The sequence below is a fragment of the Cupriavidus sp. UBA2010 genome, assembly GCF_002335265.1.
Classification (GTDB): Bacteria; Pseudomonadota; Gammaproteobacteria; order Burkholderiales; family Burkholderiaceae; genus Cupriavidus; species Cupriavidus metallidurans.
The window spans coordinates 70042-86037 of the sequence record NZ_DDCI01000014.1; the positions used below are offsets into that span (position 1 = coordinate 70042).

At 63.9% G+C, this 15996-nt stretch carries 16 protein-coding genes and 1 pseudogene; 8 read left to right on the forward strand and 9 right to left on the reverse strand.

Going from position 1 to position 15996, the window contains the following annotated elements; all coding sequences use genetic code 11:
- Positions 1 to 56: 56 nt before the first annotated feature.
- The 4 genes and pseudogenes from B2246_RS10365 to B2246_RS10380 all read right to left on the reverse strand — a co-directional run bounded on the left by B2246_RS10365 (position 57) and on the right by B2246_RS10380 (position 3823).
- A complete protein-coding gene (locus B2246_RS10365) occupies positions 57 to 713 on the reverse strand; it encodes a methionine ABC transporter permease (protein ID WP_411860107.1) in 657 nt (218 codons plus the stop codon).
- Positions 714 to 738: 25 nt separating this feature from the next.
- Positions 739 to 1518, reverse strand: a pseudogene (locus B2246_RS10370) (methionine ABC transporter ATP-binding protein); the annotation flags it as partial.
- A gap of 15 nt (positions 1519 to 1533) precedes the next feature.
- Positions 1534 to 2355 (reverse strand): MetQ/NlpA family ABC transporter substrate-binding protein, encoded by an 822-nt coding sequence (locus tag B2246_RS10375; protein WP_286880306.1) that lies wholly within the window; start codon positions 2353 to 2355, stop codon positions 1534 to 1536.
- Between the two features lie 127 nt (positions 2356 to 2482).
- A complete protein-coding gene (locus B2246_RS10380) occupies positions 2483 to 3823 on the reverse strand; it encodes an LLM class flavin-dependent oxidoreductase (RefSeq protein ID WP_286880309.1) in 1341 nt (446 codons plus the stop codon).
- A 213-nt stretch (positions 3824 to 4036) separates the two neighbouring features.
- Between B2246_RS10380 and B2246_RS10385 the strand changes: the two genes are divergently transcribed.
- The 5 genes from B2246_RS10385 (at position 4037) to B2246_RS10405 (ending at position 8778) form a co-directional block, all read left to right on the forward strand.
- A complete protein-coding gene (locus B2246_RS10385) occupies positions 4037 to 4564 on the forward strand; it encodes a GbsR/MarR family transcriptional regulator (protein ID WP_186426063.1) in 528 nt (175 codons plus the stop codon).
- A 73-nt stretch (positions 4565 to 4637) separates the two neighbouring features.
- Complete coding sequence (locus B2246_RS10390) at positions 4638 to 5960, forward strand: SDR family oxidoreductase (protein ID WP_286880312.1); 1323 nt, start codon at positions 4638 to 4640, stop codon at positions 5958 to 5960.
- On the forward strand, positions 5933 to 6400 hold the full coding sequence (locus tag B2246_RS10395; RefSeq protein WP_152564938.1) for a DUF2269 family protein: 468 nt from the start codon (positions 5933 to 5935) through the stop codon (positions 6398 to 6400). The genes B2246_RS10390 and B2246_RS10395 overlap by 28 nt, the downstream gene beginning before the upstream one ends.
- Before the next feature lie 48 nt (positions 6401 to 6448).
- Positions 6449 to 7330: a thiol-disulfide oxidoreductase DCC family protein gene (locus B2246_RS10400; protein WP_286962415.1), complete on the forward strand. Its 882-nt coding sequence runs from the start codon at positions 6449 to 6451 to the stop codon at positions 7328 to 7330.
- Positions 7327 to 8778 carry a TIGR01777 family oxidoreductase gene (locus tag B2246_RS10405; RefSeq protein WP_286880317.1) on the forward strand — a complete coding sequence of 484 codons (1452 nt, stop codon included), beginning with the start codon at positions 7327 to 7329 and terminating at the stop codon, positions 8776 to 8778. The genes B2246_RS10400 and B2246_RS10405 overlap by 4 nt, the downstream gene beginning before the upstream one ends.
- A gap of 26 nt (positions 8779 to 8804) precedes the next feature.
- Here B2246_RS10405 and B2246_RS10410 read toward each other — a convergent pair whose 3' ends face one another.
- Positions 8805 to 9290 (reverse strand): VOC family protein, encoded by a 486-nt coding sequence (locus tag B2246_RS10410; RefSeq protein WP_035884490.1) that lies wholly within the window; start codon positions 9288 to 9290, stop codon positions 8805 to 8807.
- Between the two features lie 205 nt (positions 9291 to 9495).
- On the opposite strand from B2246_RS10410, the gene B2246_RS10415 reads away from it, so the two are divergent.
- Both B2246_RS10415 and B2246_RS10420 read left to right on the forward strand, forming a co-directional pair.
- On the forward strand, positions 9496 to 9735 hold the full coding sequence (locus tag B2246_RS10415; RefSeq protein WP_035884489.1) for a DUF2789 domain-containing protein: 240 nt from the start codon (positions 9496 to 9498) through the stop codon (positions 9733 to 9735).
- A 66-nt stretch (positions 9736 to 9801) separates the two neighbouring features.
- Entirely contained in the window at positions 9802 to 10620 is an 819-nt protein-coding gene (locus tag B2246_RS10420; RefSeq protein ID WP_008642356.1) for a class I SAM-dependent methyltransferase, read from the forward strand.
- A 26-nt stretch (positions 10621 to 10646) separates the two neighbouring features.
- On the opposite strand, the gene B2246_RS10425 is transcribed toward B2246_RS10420, so the two are convergent.
- Both B2246_RS10425 and B2246_RS10430 read right to left on the reverse strand, forming a co-directional pair.
- Positions 10647 to 11507: a sigma-70 family RNA polymerase sigma factor gene (locus tag B2246_RS10425; protein WP_035884488.1), complete on the reverse strand. Its 861-nt coding sequence runs from the start codon at positions 11505 to 11507 to the stop codon at positions 10647 to 10649.
- A complete protein-coding gene (locus B2246_RS10430) occupies positions 11507 to 11977 on the reverse strand; it encodes a carboxymuconolactone decarboxylase family protein (protein WP_286880321.1) in 471 nt (156 codons plus the stop codon). The genes B2246_RS10425 and B2246_RS10430 overlap by 1 nt, the downstream gene beginning before the upstream one ends.
- Before the next feature lie 150 nt (positions 11978 to 12127).
- Here B2246_RS10430 and B2246_RS10435 point away from each other — a divergent pair, with 150 nt between their 5' ends.
- The gene (locus tag B2246_RS10435; RefSeq protein WP_035884486.1) at positions 12128 to 12658 is read left to right on the forward strand and encodes an AAA family ATPase; all 531 of its coding nucleotides are present in this window, start codon (positions 12128 to 12130) and stop codon (positions 12656 to 12658) included.
- A 20-nt stretch (positions 12659 to 12678) separates the two neighbouring features.
- On the opposite strand, the gene B2246_RS10440 is transcribed toward B2246_RS10435, so the two are convergent.
- Together B2246_RS10440 and B2246_RS10445 are read right to left on the reverse strand one after the other, a co-directional pair.
- Positions 12679 to 14493, reverse strand: coding sequence for a tannase/feruloyl esterase family alpha/beta hydrolase (locus tag B2246_RS10440; RefSeq protein ID WP_035884485.1), 1815 nt, complete (start codon positions 14491 to 14493; stop codon positions 12679 to 12681).
- Positions 14494 to 14774: 281 nt separating this feature from the next.
- The gene (locus B2246_RS10445) at positions 14775 to 15806 is read right to left on the reverse strand and encodes a GGDEF domain-containing protein (protein WP_286880325.1); all 1032 of its coding nucleotides are present in this window, start codon (positions 15804 to 15806) and stop codon (positions 14775 to 14777) included.
- Positions 15807 to 15996: the final 190 nt, after the last annotated feature.

Below are 15996 nucleotides of genomic sequence, written 5' to 3' on the forward strand. Positions count from 1 at the left end.
TTTCCGATCGCGAATGGAAGTCCCCACGTTTTCACGTGGGGACTTCACGTTGCCTGCTATCTGCGATGGTCGAACTGACGGGCCAGCCGCTCTCCGCTGAACTGCACCAGCGTGACCAGCGCCACCAGGATCACGATCACGTTGAACATCACCGCTGTTTCATACCGTTCATAGCCATAGCGGATGGCAAGGTCGCCCAGCCCGCCCGCACCGACCGCGCCCGCCATCGCGGATGCGCCGATCATCGCGATCACGGTCACGGTGGCACCGCCGATCAATGCAGGTAGCGCCTCGGGCAGCAGCACGTGGCGCACAATATGCCAGCGGCGGCACCCCATGGCCCGCGCGGCCTCGACCAGCCCGGAATCGGTCTCGTTGAGCGCCACCTGTGAAACGCGGGCGAAAAACGGAATCAAGTGGGCGCTCAATGGCACCACGGCGGCCCAGATGCCCATCGTGGTACCGACGATCATCCGCGTGACCGGAAGCATCGCCACCAGCAGGATGATGAACGGCACGGACCGGAACATGTTCACCAGCACGGACAGCGTGCGATGCACGCGTGGTCGTGGCGCCAGGCCTGCAGGCGCGGTGACCGTCAGAACGAGCGCCAGCGCGAGGCCGGTGACGAACACCACCGCGCACGCGCTGGTCGTCATGATCAGGGTCTCGCCCAGCGCCTTCATGTACTTCTCAGCCATTGGCAACACGATCGACAATCTCCGGAGAATGAGCCTGCGCTTGCAGGCGTTTGCGCAGCGGACGCAGCAGCGCGATGGTGGCGTCGGCCTTCGGTTCGCTGAAGACACGCCAGACCGGGCCATGCTCCATCACATGGCCGTGATCGAGTACCAGCACGCGATCGCACGCTTCGTCGATCACCGCCATATCGTGCGTGATCAGCACAATGGTCAGCGCGAATTGCCGGTTGATGTCGCGCAGCAGCGCCAGGATCTGTTCCGTGGTTTCGGGGTCCAGCGCCGACGTGGCCTCGTCGCACAGCAGGATTTCCGGTCGGTGCACGAGCGCGCGGGCGATGCCAACGCGTTGCTTCTGTCCACCGGAGAGCATCGCCGGGTAGGCATTCGCCTTCTCCGCCAGCCCTACCAGCGCCAGCAGCTCGTTGACGCGCGACGCTGTCTCCGCTCGCCCCACCCCCGCTACACGCAGCGGCAATGCGACATTCTCGAAGACGGTCTTGGCCGACATCAGATTGAAATGCTGGAAGATCATGCCGATGCGCCGACGTAACGCGACCAGTCCATTCTCGTCTAGCCTGCCGATATCGACGCCGTCGACGCGCACATGTCCCTCGTCAGGGCGCTCGAGCATGTTTATCGTGCGCAGCAGCGTCGACTTGCCCGCGCCGCTGCGCCCGATGATGCCAAAGCGCTCGCCACGCCCGATCGAGAATGACACGTCGGCCAGCGCCGGCGTCGCCGCGCCGGGATAGGTCTTGCCAACCTGCTCGAACACGATATGGGCGTCGCGCGCGTGCAACTGGGATACGGTGTGCATTGCCAGTCTCCCTCGTCAGAATGCCGGGATGATCGATCCCTGATACTTGGTCAGGATGAACTTGCGCACGGCCTCGGATTGATATGACTTCACGAGCGTTGCGACCCACGGCGCGTTCCTGTCCTTCTCGCGCACCGCGATCACATTGACGTAGGGATTGTTCTCCCGCTTTTCGACGGCAATGCCGTCGCGCGAGGAAATCAGCCCGGCCTGGTACGCGAACGTATTGATGATGGCTGCGGCATCGAGATCAGGCAGCGCGCGCGGCAGTACCACCGAGGCGCTTTCAACGAGATCGAGCTTGCGCGGGTTGGCCGTGATGTCCGCCAGCGATGCCGTGCCCGTGGACGGATCGAAACCGTCCTTGAGCTTGATGAGACCGTGATCGCGCAGGATGACCAGCGCGCGGGTCTGGTTGCTCGGGTCGTTCGGAATGCCGATGCGCGCGCCGTTCGGCAGCGCTTCCAGCGACTTGACCTTGCGCGAGTAGAAGGCGATCGGCGAGATCAGCGTGGTGCCGACGTTGACGATCTTGTAGCCGCGCTGGCGGATCTGGTCTCGCAGGAAGGGAATGTGCTGGAACGAGTTGGCATCGAGGTCACCATTGTTCAGCGCCTCGTTCGGGCTGGCGGTGCCCGTGATGATCACGGGCTCCACCTTCAGGCCGTTCTTCGCGGCCTCGCGCGTGACAACCTCCCAGATCTCTTCATCGACCCCGCCGCGCACGCCCACCTTGAGGGGCTTGCCCGTCGTCTGGGCGTGGACGGTGCCGATGGAAAATGCGGACAGCGCGATGGCCAGGGCTGCCAGGGAAGCAAGTGCGGGGCGTCGTTTCATGGAGCAAGGTGCGGAAGTATTGGGAAGCACCAGTCTATGAAGGCCGCTGCCTCGGGTCCAAGAAGGAATACGAGGTAGCAAATGCAAAGTACGGCGACGATGTACCGTGGGCCGTGCCGCTACGCCGCTATGCCGCGGCCTGCTCGCGCGTGCGGCCGGCGGGTCGTGCCAGCCCCATGTGGTCTCGCAGGGTGCGTCCCGTGTATTCCGTGCGGAACAGCCTGCGCCGTTGAAGAATCGGCACCACACCATCGACGAAATCCTCGACGCCACCGGGCAGCACGTCGGGCATCAGATTGAACCCGTCGGCGGCCCCATGACGGAACCAGTGCTCGATATCGTCGGCGATCTGCTCCGGCGTGCCGACGATGACGCGGTGACCACCACCACCCGCCAGCTCGCGTATCAGCGCACGCACGGTCAAACCCTCGCGCTGGGCCAGCGCGAGGGTGGCACGGAAGAAGGTGTGATTGCCGTTTGCAGGCAATTGCAGATCGTTCGGCAATGGCGCATCGAGCGATAGACGATCCACAGCAATGCCAAGCGTGCCCGCCAGCCGGTTCAGGCTGTAGTCCCACGGGATCAGGTCGATCAGATCATCGCGCCGGCGACGTGCCTGGTCCTCGGTAGCGCCGATGATCGTGGTCAGCCCCGGCAGGATCTTGACCGCGCCGGGCCCGCGCCCCAGTGCCTCGGCACGCTGATTGATGTCTCGACGGTAGGCCAGCGATTCCTCGAACGACTGCGAGGCGGAGAACACCGCCTCGGCATGGCGCGCGGCCAGTTCGCGTCCGTCCGACGATCCGCCAGCCTGGAACAGCACCGGATACCCTTGCGGCGTGCGGGGCAGGTTCAGCGGCCCATGGACGTTGAAGTACTGGCCGTGGTGGGCAATGGGCTGCAGCTTGTCGGTATCGACGAAGCGCCCCGTCGCCCGGTCGCCGACGAAAGCGTCGTCCTCCCAGCTATCCCAGAGCGCCTTGACGACGTTCGTGAACTCGTCGGCGCGACCATAGCGCTGCGCATGATCCGGCGGCGCGGCGCGACCAAAGTTGCGTGCGGAACCTGCATCGGCCGTGGTCACCACGTTCCAGCCCGCGCGCCCACCGCTGACATGGTCGAGCGTGGCAAAGCGGCGGGCGATGTTGTACGGCTCGTTGTAGCTCGTGGATGCGGTCGCCACCAGCCCGATATGCGTGGTGGCCGCCGCAACGCAGGCCAGCAGCACGGTCGGCTCCAGCGCGGTGATTGGGCGAAAGTTGATCTGGTCTGCGATCGACGCGTTATCGGCCAGAAAGATCGCATCGAACTTGCCGGCCTCGGCCACCTGGGCAAGACGGATGTAGTGCTGGACATCGACGAATGCGCGCGGATCGCTTTCCGGCAGGCGCCACGCGGACGGCACAAAGCCGGCGTGCAGCGCGTTGAGATTCAGGTGGAGTTGGCGGGGTGCCTCGGGAGTGGTCATGGTAGCGGTCTGCTGACGGGCATTCCGGCGCCTCGCGCCAGCCCGGTGGGTGGATACCTTGGCGTGACAGCATAGGGATGCGTGCCGGAGGAAGGAACGAACGAAAGCCAATATCGTTATGCCCTCCCGCCCGGAACATCCCTGGGCACCTTCCCGCCTCACCCTCGTTATTTCTCTCTTGACAGAAATAACTGAACGAATAGAATGCAACGCATGGAACTGAAACCGATCGCCGAACGCTTCGTGCTGCACTGGGGGGAAATGGGCTCGCGCTGGGGTGTCAATCGCACCGTGGCGCAGGTTCATGCCCTGCTCTATCTGGCCGCACGCCCCATGGACGCCGAGGAAATCACGGATACGCTGGGCGTGGCCCGCTCCAACGTGAGCAACAGCCTCAAGGAGCTGCAGTCCTGGCACCTCGTCAAGGTGGTGCATATCAAGGGCGAGCGCCGCGACTTCTTCGAGACGTCGACCGACATCTGGGAGCTGTTCAAGCTCATCGTGGCCGGCCGCCGGCAGCGTGAGATCGATCCGACGGCCGTTGCGCTGCGGGAATGCCTCGACAACCCGGCAATCGGCGAAGAAGACGCTGGAACGCGCGAACGTATCGAGGAAACCCTGAAGTTCATCGAAACCATGAGCACGCTGGCCGATGAAATGCTGCGGCTGAAACCGGAGACGCTGATGAAGACACTGGGCTTGACGGCGAAAATCAGCAACGCGGTACGCAAACGTAGCTAAGGCTCCCACGGGAAACGGGCATCGACCCGTTTCTTTTTTACCCGATTATTTCTGTCTTTACTGAAATAACTGTATGAACAGCGAAGAGAAGGAAGCGGCAGGGATGGCGGATCACAGGCGGCTCAGGGTCCTGGTGTGCGGCGCATCGGGCCTGATTGGCGCTGTGCTGTGCAAGCGCCTGGAAGCGCAAGGGCATGAGGTGATTCGCGGTCTGCGCAGGCCGACATCGGCCCGTGACGTCGCCATGGATTTCGGGACCGATACCACCATCGAGCAATGGCTTCCGCGCGTGCAAGGCATGCACGTCGTCATCAATGCCGTCGGCATCATCGTCGAAACCGGCACGAATCGCTTCGACGCCGTCCATCACCTGGCGCCGGCAGCCTTGTTCCGCGCCTGCGCGAAGGCCGGAGTGGGCCGCGTCATCCAGATCTCGGCGCTTGGCGCGGATCGCGGCGACACGCCCTACTTTCGCAGCAAGCGCGCGGCAGACGACGTGCTGCGTGCTTTGCCCGTGCAGTGGCAGGTCCTCCATCCATCGCTCGTGTATGCCCAGGACGGCGACTCCGCCGCGATGTTTCGTACCCTGGCGAGTCTTCCGGTGATACCGGTGCCAGAACTTGGCGAGGCCAGGTTTCAACCGGTTCATATCGACGATCTCGTGGAGACCGTCGTCACTGTCATCGCACCGGCGATTCCCCCGGGCCAGTGCATTGAGGTCGTCGGCGCAAGCCGCATGTCGTATCGGGCGATGCTGGACACCTATCGCCAGCGAATGCAGCTGCCAGCGCCGATGTGGGCGACCATTCCCGCTCCGTGCATGACGATGGCCGCGTATGTGGCGCGTTGCGTGCCGGGATCGAAGCTGACCCCCGACACGTGGCGAATGCTCCGGCGCGGGTGTCATGGCGATGCCGCGCCGCTGACGCGCCTGCTCGGGCATCGGCCACGCGCCATTGGCACTTTCATCGCACCCGGTGAAGCCGAATTCCTGCGCCATCGCGCCGTTGGCGCATGGCGTATGCCGATGCTGCGGATCGTGATGGCCCTTGTCTGGCTGGCCACGGCACTGGTCACGCTGTTCGCCTACCCGCTTGCCGACAGCCTGGCACTGCTCGGCGCAGTCGGATTGCATGGCACGCCCGCCATCGTGACGCTATACGCCGCGGTCTTCGTAGATGCGGCGATGGCCGTCGGATGCCTGCGCTATCCGTCACGCCGGCTATGGGCGCTTCAGGCTGCGCTTGTAGCCGGCTACTCGCTGATCATCGCCGTCGCGTTGCCGGAGTTTCTCTGGCATCCGTTCGGGCCGGTGCTCAAGAACCTGTCGATTCTCGCCATTCTCTTCATCCTCTACGCGGAGCAGGAATCATGGAATACCTCGCCATCAAGGTGATTCACATCATCTCGTCCGTCGTGCTGGTCGGCACCGGTTTCGGGACGGCCTTCTACCTGTTCTTCGCCAACCGCTCAGGCTCGACCGAAGCCATCGCCGTAGTCTCGCGTCTCGTGGTGAGGGCGGACTGGTGGTTCACCACGCCTGCGGTCATCGTCCAGCCTTTGTCCGGTGCCTACATGCTTCATCTGGCCGGATATCCGCTGAACGCGCTATGGATCGTGGCATCCGCCGCGCTCTATCTGTTCGCGGGCGCCTGCTGGCTTCCGGTGGTGTGGTACCAGATCCGCATGTCCCGGACGGCAACGGCCGCGCACGAACGTGGCACGCCGCTGCCGACGTCCTATTGGCGCGATGCGCGCCGCTGGGAATACCTCGGCTATCCGGCATTCGCCGCGATGGTCGCCGTGTTCGCGCTGATGGTGTTCAAGCCAATGTGAGCGGTTGATATGCGCGGATGCGTTGAACGACAAATGGAGGGCGACCAGATGAACGCGCTGGTTCTTTACTTCGATGGAAAATGCCCGTTCTGCACCGCCGAGATGCGGCGCCTGAGCGAATGGGACACACAACACCGGCTGGCTTTCGTCGATATCGCGCAAGAGGGTTTCGATTGCTCGCCGCTGAACGTGGATCTCGCCGCACTGAACCGCGAGCTGCATGGCCGCACGCCCGATGGCCGCCTGCTCGTCGGCATCGACTGCATGATCGCGGCCTACACGCTGGCGGGGCATGGCTGGCTGGTGTTGCCGTTGCGGGTACCTGGGCTGCGTCGTGTACTGGCGAGCCTGTACCGCGCCTTTGCAGGCAATCGCTACACGCTTTCACGCTGGCTGGGCTACGGCACCGCAACGGCCTGTGACGGCGATGCCTGTGGCACCGGCAATCCGTTCCTCAGCGGCAAGGGATCAACCGATGCGACTGAGGACCGTCCCGCTCGGCAAGATTCCCGCCAATTGGCGGTTCGCTGGATGTATGCCGCTGCCATCGCGCATCTGCTTGTCGGCGCCGCCATGCCGTGGGCGGCAGACGCAACGCTCTTTGATACGTACCACCGCATCGTCGAGCAATCGTTCTGGTCGGGCGCGGCGCCCGCGCAGGCCAGAGCGCAGCAGGTCTGGTGGATCGCGCTGTTTGGCGCCACCCTGCAATGCTCGGCGATATGGATGCTGGCGCTGGTGCATCTGGGCAACCGAACGCGACACCGGATGGCATGGGGGTGGTTGCTGGTCGGCCTGCTGGTCTGGGCGCCGCAAGACTTGTTGATCTCGCTGCAAGCGCACGTATGGCCGCATGTGGTGGTCGACGCGGTGGCACTGCTCTCGATGCTTCCACCATTACTCTATTTGTGGCGAAAGGACGCAGCATGAACACCACCTTGCCGGCCCTGGACTGGGCCATCAATCTCCTGATCGTGCAGGCGCTGATGGGCGCCTTCGACACGCTCTACCACCACGAGCTGACACAAGGCCTGCCACACAGCCCCCGCGCGCGGCGAGAGCTGTCCATCCACGCCATCCGCGCCGTGCTGTACGGCGTGCTGTTTGCGTCGATGGCTAATCTCAAGTTCTTTGGCATCTGGACATTCGCCATCGCCGGCCTCGTGGTGGTGGAAATATGGCTGACGCTCTGGGATTTCGTCGTGGAGGATCGAAGCCGCAAGCTCCCGGCCACCGAGCGCGTGCTTCACACGCTGCTGGCCATCAATGGCGGCGCGCTGTTTGGCTTGTACGCGATTCAGCTTGTCGAGTGGTTCCAGGCACCCACGGGACTGGCAATCACAAACTTCGGCTGGCGCGGCTGGCTGTTGAGTCTCGCCGCCGCAGGGGTGACAGTGTCTGGCATTCGCGATGGACTCGCCGCGAGACGCATGAGTCGTCGCGGCGAGTCCATCAATCCCTTCGCCGGACAATCACACCTGAGCATTCTGGTGACGGGCGGCACCGGATTCATCGGTGAGGCGCTCGTGACCCAACTGCTCGATGCCGGCCATACCGTCACGCTGCTGGCACGCGACCCGCTGCGCGCTGCATATCAGTTCGCTGGCCGCGCCCGCAGCGTGACGTCCCTCGATCAATTGCACGCACAGGAACGGTTCGACGCGGTAATCAATCTGGCCGGCGCCCCAGTACTGGGGCCGCGCTGGAGCCCGCGGCGGCGTGCGCAGTTGCTGGCCAGCCGCGTCGGTGTCACGCAAGCGCTCGCGCGCTGGGCTAGTCATGCCACGCACAAACCTGCCATCTGGATCCAGGCATCCGCTATCGGCTTCTACGGCGCACGCGATGCCGATCAACTGCTGGACGAGCACAGCGCGCCCGGGGGTGGCTTTATGTCCGAGCTATGTCGGAGATGGGAAGAATCCGCCGAGCCGGTGCGCGACTACGGCCTCCGCATGGTCGTGCTGCGGCTCGGCGTGGTCTTCGGCCCCGGCGGCGCCCTCCCATCGATGATGCTGCCGCACTACTTCGGCATGGGCGGGCGACTGGGAGACGGCAGCCAGGTGATGAGCTGGATTCATCGCGAGGATCTGCTGCGTATCCTCGCGCGGGCGTTGTCGGACCCGGGCATGAGCGGCGTCTACAACGCGACCGCGCCGGGCTGCCTGACGCAAGCAGCGTTCGCTCGTACTGTCGGCAAGGTGCTTCGCCGGCCCGTGTGGTTCCATCTGCCCGCGGCGCCACTTCGGTGGGCAGCGGGCGAGATGAGTGAATTGCTACTTGCAGGTCAGCGGGTGATCCCGGCACGGCTGCTACGGGAGGGCTTCGCGTTTCGCTTTCCTGCCGCCGAATCGGCACTGCGCGATCTGACCGGGGATTGAGCTTCGCTCCGGCACTAGCTCCGGAATTAGCTTCGGCCCGCCCGTGCCGCCTCGATCGCGGCGATATCGATCTTGCCCATGGTCATCATGGCATCGAACGCCCGTTTGGCCGCCGCACGATCGGGGTCCGTGATTGCAGCCAGGAGCGCGCGCGGCGTGATCTGCCAGCACAATCCCCACCGGTCCTTGCACCAGCCACACGCGCTTTCCTGGCCACCGTTGCTGACGATTGCGTTCCACAGCCGGTCGGTCTCAGCCTGATCGTCAGTGGCGATCTGAAACGAGAACGCCTCGCTGTGCTTGAAATGCGGGCCGCCATTGAGACCGACACAGGGAATGCCCGCCACGGTGAACTCCACCGTCAGGACATCGCCCTGCTTGCCATCGGGATAGTCGCCAGGTGCGCGGAATACGGCGCCGACGGCGCTGTCGGGGAAGGTCTTGGCATAGAAAGTCGCGGCGTCAAGCGCATCGCCGTCGTACCACAGACAGATCGTGTTCTTGCTGGACATCTCGTACCTCCTGACACGTCAGGCACCGGCGTCCACAAGCCCGGTGCCGTTCTCGGGAAACGACAATGTCTCACAGTATGAGGACCGACGCAGGTATTGATGACACCACCGCGCACGAAAGGAGAAGTCAGCCAGTTCGCTGCTTTGGCTGCTATCTTGTAGGGAGTGCCTTGCCCAGATCCAACTGATCAACCGGAGATTCCCCATGGATGCCCCGTTTCACCAGTTCTCCGACCTCTTCGCGCAGCTCGGATTGCCATCGGACGAGAGCGATATCCGCGCATTCATTGCGAAGCATTCGCCGCTTCCGCAGAACGTCGAACTTTGGGACGCTGCATTCTGGACTCCCGCCCAGGCATCGCTGCTGCGCGACGAGATCGCCGAAGATGCAGACTGGGCGGAAACGGTGGACCAGTTGAACCTGGCGCTACGCGCCCCCGCTTAGCTAGCTTTAGCAAGCTGGATCGACACCCCGGCACTCGACACCGGGGGCAGGGACAAGAGGCGAGCCATGACATCGCACGGAACAGACACCGTCTTCGCAGGCTCCGTTCCGGAGTTGTACGACACGCTGATGGTCCCGTTGATCTTCGAACCATACGCGGCGGACCTCGCCGCGCGTGCTGCTGCACTTGCGCCGACACACGTGCTCGAAGTTGCTGCGGGAACTGGCGCGCTGACACGGCGGCTGGCAAGTGCCCTGCCCGACGGCACGTCGATCGTGGCCACCGACCTCAACCGACCGATGCTGGATCGCGCCGCCGCCATCGGCACCTCGCGGCCGTTGACGTGGCAGCAGGCCGACGCCATGCAGCTACCCTTCCCCGACGCAAGTTTCGATCTGGTGATCTGCCAGTTCGGGGCGATGTTCTTTCCCGAGAAGCACAAGGCTTTCGCCGAAGCGCGCCGTGTGCTGAAACCCGGGGGCGTGCTGCTCTTCAACGTGTGGGATCGCATCGAGGAAAACGCGTTCGCGCATACGGTAACGCAAACGCTGACCGGCATATTTCCGGACAAGCCGCCTGTGTTTCTCGCGCGCACGCCTCATGGTTATCACGACCCGGCGGTCGTGGCGGCCGATCTGAGACTCGGCGGCTTTTCCGAAGCCTCCACATGCGCGACCGTCGCCGCCGAAAGCCGTGCCGTGGACGCCAACACGCCTGCCATCGCCTTCTGCCAGGGAACGCCGCTACGCGGCGAACTGGAGGCATTCGGACCCGATGCGCTGGTGAATGCCACGCTCGCCTGCGCAGAGGCGTTGACGAGGGAGTTCGGTCCCGGTCCGGTCAGCGGAAAGATTCAGGCGCACGTGTTCAGCGCCAGGGCTTGATCGTCATGCGTTGACGGCTCGGGCTGCTAGTGCAGATGCCGCAGCTTGTCCGGATTGCGCACCACATAGATCGCCGCGATCTTGCCGTCCTCGATCTCTAGCGCCGTCGTCTGCAGTTCGCCGTCGGACTCGCGCGTGACGATGCCCGGTAACCCGTTGATGAAAGCCGCGCGGATAAAGGTCGAGCCATTCTTCAGGAAGTATTTCGACAGTTGTTCATGCACACGCATCACCTCGTCGAAGCCGAAAACCGGATGGCCAATCGCGGGGCGCTGGCCGCCACCGTCCGCATGCAGGCTCACATCGGCCGCCAGCATCGTGCTGAGCGTACCCATGTCTCCGCTGCGTGAGGCGTCGAAGAATGCCCTTGCGAGTGCCAGGCCCCGCTCCTTCTCGACCTGAAAACGCGGACGGGATTCCCTCACATTGGCCCGCGCCCGCGCCGCGAGCTGCCGGCACGCGGCCGGCTCGCGCTGGATCGTCGCGGCCACTTCATCGAACGCGAGGCCAAACACGTCGTGCAACAGGAACGCCGCGCGCTCGAGAGGCGACAGGCGTTCGAGCGCCAGCATCAGCGGCAGCGTGACGTCGTCCTGCTCCTCTTCCTCGACGACCGGGTCGGGCAGCCATGGACCGATGTAGGTTTCGCGCCGGTGACGCGCCGACTTCAGCTCATCGAGGCACATCCGCATCACCATGCGCCGCAGGAACGCCTCGGGCACGCGCACCTCGGCGCGCTCGGCGTTCATCCAGCGGATGAACGCTTCCTGCACCACGTCCTCCGCATCCGCGACCGAACCGAGCATCCGGTACGCGACGCGGATCAGCTTGGGCCGCAGCGGCTCGAAGCTCGCCGCGGCTTCCGATAAGCCGGCGTCCGCCACCATCACGCGGCTGCCTTGGCCACGGCCTTGGCAGCCGCCGGATCGACCCAGAGGCCAAATCCGACCGCGAGCCGGTTCCAGCCGTTGATCACGTTGATCATGAGCGTAAGCTTCACCTGCTCCTCCTCGGTAAAGTGTTCCTTGAGCGTCGCGCTGACACGGTCGAGCGCGTGCCCTTCGGACAACCGGGTCATGGCTTCGGTCCAGCCCAATGCCGCGCGCTCGCGATCGGTGTAGCAAGGCGCCTCTCGCCAGGCGGACAGCAGATAGAGGCGCTGTTCCGTCTCCCCGCGTTCGCGTGCCTGGGTCGTGTGCATGTTAATGCAGTTTGCGCATCCGTTGATCTGCGACGCGCGGACTTCAACCAGCGACACCAGGCTCGGCTCAAGGCTCCCGGCTATGGCAATGGATGTGCCCATCCAGGACTTCATCTGGACGGGAGCGGCGGCGAACGGGTCGAGTCTTGCAGTCATGGCTTCATCTCCTTGCGTGGTTGACGATGACATGACGAACGAGCCCCCCTGCTTGTGACATCGACGCGAAAAATATTTGCGAGCGAGGCCGAAAAGTGCGCCTTGCTACAATCGAACGCCCACCTTCCCCTCCCCCACAATACGACCGGCATGAAGATCCTGATTACCGGCGCAGCAGGCTCCGGCACGTCGACCCTGGCCAACGCCATCGCCGAAGCGACCCAGACGCACGCCCTCGAAACGGATGACTACTTCTGGCGCCCCACCAACCCGCCGTATCAGGTGAAATTCGAGCCCGAGGAACGTTGTGCCCGGCTGCTGAAGGATCTGCGCGCGCGCCCCGAAACCGTCGTGGCGGGGGCGGTGATGGCGTGGGGGGAAGCGCTGGAACACGCCTTCGACCTGGTGGTCTTTCTGTACGTACCGACGCCGATCCGCCTGGCGCGGCTCAAGCTGCGCGAAGAGCGCCGCTTCGGCAAGGCCGATCCGGATTTTCTCGAGTGGGCCGCCCAATACGATGCAGGCACCGCCGAAGGCCGTAGCCTCGAAAAGCATCGGCAGTGGCTGCAGAATCTGCGTTGTCCGGTACTGTATCTGGAGGGGGATGGGACCGTCGAAGCCAGGCTGCAGAGCGTGCTGGCGGCCCGGAACGCGATCATCGAGGGCGCCGGCCCCAAATAGGTCCGGCGCCCGCCACACGCTCAAGGCGCCGCCACCCCCTGAACCTTCGCGGTGTAAGGCGTATAGAAGCTCGACCCCGCCCATGCCGCCGTCGCGACGTTGTACAGCGGACCGCCGCTGACGTAGTTCGCGCCGTCATGCCAGTCACCGGAACCCTTGTACATGGCCACCGCCGGATACGGATAGACCGGGCGCGACGCCGTGACATTGCTGGACGTGTCGGTCTGGTACGTCATGACGCTGCTGGGCCCCGTGCCCTGCTCCACCCAGGCCGTGATCCGCGATACCAGGTCGATGTTCGGATTGCCCTCCCCACCGCCGCAATGGCCCACGCCAGGCACCAGGTACAGCCGCGCGAATGCATCCACGGCCGACGTACCCATCGTGTTCTGCATGGCTTCGTAGTAAGCGATCGTGAACAGCGGCGAGATATGCTGGTCCGCCCAGCCATGCCACAGGATCAGCTTGCCGCCCGCCTTCTGGAAGGCCGACAGGTCAGGATTGGTGGCATCGTTGAGTGGATGATTGGCGGCCAGGTAGTCGGTATAGAAGTTGCCATCGTGATAACCGAACGTATTGATGTTCGGCATGGTCGGCGAGCCCGTGAAGATCAGGTTGTAGGCACCCGTCACGATCATGTTGCTGAACAGGCTGGTTACCGGCGCCGGCGCATCGGTCGAGTTCGAATTCGGCACCTCCACGCCGATCCAGTTTGCCTCGGACCCGAATTGCGGCGAGCCCGCGAGCATCCGCTTGCCGGTGGTAGTGTCCGTCGGGCCGCTGTAGATCCGGCTTGCCGTGGTGACTTCGGCCGCCGTCAGGCAATTGCTGGTGTCCGTCGCGCCAGCGGCGCACTGGATCGAAACCGGATTGAAGTTGCACGTACGCGGATCTGCGAGCAGGCCGTCCGGCGCGCCGCTGGTTCCACCACAGGCCGCGACCACGGCCTTGTGCAGTACCTTTGCCTTGTCCGCATACAGCACGACGTTGCCGGTGTTATCGCCGGTCGTGCTGTTCGACACCACACTCCAGCCGTGATACAGCGAGTTCTGCGTCTGGAAATGGGCTGCCGGGGCGCCAGCGACGATCCCGTTGTAGTCGTTGGGATAGCGCTGCGCGGCCATCAGCGCTTCGCGTCCGCCATCCGAGCAGCCCACGAAGTACGAGTACTTCTGCGCCTGCCCATAGTAGGACTTGATCAGCTTCTTCGCCGCGAGCGTCGTGATGTGCTGGCCGCGATAGGCAAAGTCAGCCTGCTTCTGCGTATCCGATGACCACGTCGCATCCGAACCGGTATGTCCCATATCGGTCGCTGCCGTGACGAACCCGCCCTGCTGCACCAGCGGGCAGTTGTAGCTGAAGCTGAACGAGCTTTGCTTGGTCGGATCGCTCACGTTGCCGCACAAGCCGCCGCATCCGAGTTCGGCGAACCGTTGCGTCCAGGTACTGACCGGAAGCGCCACTGCGAAAGTGTTCGACGGCGCCAGCGTTCCCTTCACCGTGCAGAGCTGCACGTTGGCACCGTTGATGGTGGTGGTGGTGATCGTCGCCGACGCGATCTTGCTGCCGGCACCGCCGATGTCCGTGATGTCGACCGAGGCCAGTTGCGAGCAGTCGATGACCGGCGCGACAACCTGCAGCGTGGTGGCCGTGGTGGTGGAGCCGGTGCTCGTCGAGGTGGACCCCGAGGACGTGCTGGTGGTGGCACTGGAACTGCCATCGCCACCGCAACCGGCGAGACTGACAGCCGCCACGCAGATGGTGAACGACGTGAGGAATGAAGTGGCGCCCAAATAGGCGTGCGCAAACAGCCCGGAACGATGCCGAGAGCTCATGGATATCTCCTGGAACGGTCTTCTCTAGTGAATTGGAATGGAAGAGCCTTTGCCCCTCCTCAACGTCAGAGGGGGAGCAGGTTCGCTGGCAGGCGCAGCGTGCTTCATCGCTCCATACACGCGGCGATGTCGTGGGGCGCAACTACATGCCAACGGCACGAAGCTTGCGCCGACGACGCGCGCGCGGGGTTCCAAACTGGCTGGCAGCCCGTTGCTGTCTGCTTATTGGTTGCTCCGGGCGTTGCGCCCGGAGAATCGGGCCGGACGCGTGTCAGCGCCGGTCAGCGATGAAGCGGTCGCCCACCGTTTGGGCTGGATTGCTTGCGCTGCCGCTTCTCCCGGTACATGGCGGCGTCCGCCAGTTCCAGCGCCTGTTCGACGGGGACGGGCCTGACGGCCACGACACCGGCGCTCACGCCAGCGTAGTCAATGGTGACGCCGGCCAGCGTGTAGACACCGCGAGTCGCCGCCAACGCACGCTTCTGCAATTGGTCGGCCAGGCTATGCGCCTGCGTTGCAGACGCCGGAGCGGGTGCCACCAGCGCAAATTCGTCGCCACCCACGCGGGCCAGCATGTCGGTGTCTCGCACAATGCCGGAAAGGCGCTTTGAACATTCGCTCAGGAACTGATCTCCGACCACATGTCCGTATGCGTCGTTGATGCGTTTGAAGTCATCCAGATCGATGATGCCGACGATGACGTGGGATTCGTCCCTGGTTGCGCGCGCCAGCAGTCTGCCAAGCTCGCCGTGGAGCGCCCGTCTGTTGGGCAGGCCCGTCAGGGCGTCGGTCAATGCGAAGTTCGCGAGGTACTCGTTCGACCGCCTTAGCTCCTCGAGCAATCGTTCTCGCTCGATATGGTGTCCGATCAGCTTCGAGAAAATGTTCAAGGCGCTGAACGCCTGCGGCCCCAGCGGTTGGCTGCGCTTGCTCGCCCCGCACAACGTACCAATGATCTCCCCATCGCTCGCGCGAATGGGGGCACTGGCGTATGTCTCGATGCCAAGCGCCCTCGCGGCCTGTGAATCCCCCCAGATCTCGCTCGCGTTCGATGTGTAGCGGCGACCCTCTTCCAGGCAACGCTTGCAGAGGGTGTCGGACCATGGCACGGACAGCCCCTCGGGGATCACGAGTTCGCCCGCGTTCCTGACAAAATCGACGGACTGCAAACCCGCCTCTTCATCGATCGACGTCAGGTACAGGGACTCAAGGCCGGTGATCAGTTCCAGCATCTCCAGCAGCGGTCTCGTGAGTTGCTCCAGACTCTCGGCCGTGGCAACGGACGCCGAAAGCCGTTCAAGGATCAACTCCATGGGTTTTGTCTCCTCTTTCATGCTGTGCTTTCGCTCCAGAACATACCGAACAGGCGCTTGCCAGCCAACTCGGCTGAGTGAGGAATCATATCGTTTTACTGAACGATTTCCTCGTTGCTATCGACAGGCGGGAAGCCAAATCGTCCTTCCACCGAGTCAAGCTATGGCTCATAAAAAAACCGGGGCCAGA

Bases quoted from the DNA above. Each gene is read 5' to 3' on its own strand.
- B2246_RS10375 (WP_286880306.1), bottom strand. From the start codon at position 2,355: ATGAAACGACGCCCCGCACTTGCTTCCCTGGCAGCCCTGGCCATCGCG.
- B2246_RS10380 (WP_286880309.1), bottom strand. From the start codon at position 3,823: ATGACCACTCCCGAGGCACCCCGCCAACTCCACCTGAATCTCAACGCG.
- B2246_RS10385 (WP_186426063.1), top strand. From the start codon at position 4,037: ATGGAACTGAAACCGATCGCCGAACGCTTCGTGCTGCACTGGGGGGAA.
- B2246_RS10390 (WP_286880312.1), top strand. From the start codon at position 4,638: ATGAACAGCGAAGAGAAGGAAGCGGCAGGGATGGCGGATCACAGGCGG.
- B2246_RS10400 (WP_286962415.1), top strand. From the start codon at position 6,449: ATGAACGCGCTGGTTCTTTACTTCGATGGAAAATGCCCGTTCTGCACC.
- B2246_RS10405 (WP_286880317.1), top strand. From the start codon at position 7,327: ATGAACACCACCTTGCCGGCCCTGGACTGGGCCATCAATCTCCTGATC.
- B2246_RS10410 (WP_035884490.1), bottom strand. From the start codon at position 9,290: ATGTCCAGCAAGAACACGATCTGTCTGTGGTACGACGGCGATGCGCTT.
- B2246_RS10415 (WP_035884489.1), top strand. From the start codon at position 9,496: ATGGATGCCCCGTTTCACCAGTTCTCCGACCTCTTCGCGCAGCTCGGA.
- B2246_RS10420 (WP_008642356.1), top strand. From the start codon at position 9,802: ATGACATCGCACGGAACAGACACCGTCTTCGCAGGCTCCGTTCCGGAG.
- B2246_RS10425 (WP_035884488.1), bottom strand. From the start codon at position 11,507: ATGGTGGCGGACGCCGGCTTATCGGAAGCCGCGGCGAGCTTCGAGCCG.
- B2246_RS10430 (WP_286880321.1), bottom strand. From the start codon at position 11,977: ATGACTGCAAGACTCGACCCGTTCGCCGCCGCTCCCGTCCAGATGAAG.
- B2246_RS10435 (WP_035884486.1), top strand. From the start codon at position 12,128: ATGAAGATCCTGATTACCGGCGCAGCAGGCTCCGGCACGTCGACCCTG.
- B2246_RS10440 (WP_035884485.1), bottom strand. From the start codon at position 14,493: ATGAGCTCTCGGCATCGTTCCGGGCTGTTTGCGCACGCCTATTTGGGC.
- B2246_RS10445 (WP_286880325.1), bottom strand. From the start codon at position 15,806: ATGGAGTTGATCCTTGAACGGCTTTCGGCGTCCGTTGCCACGGCCGAG.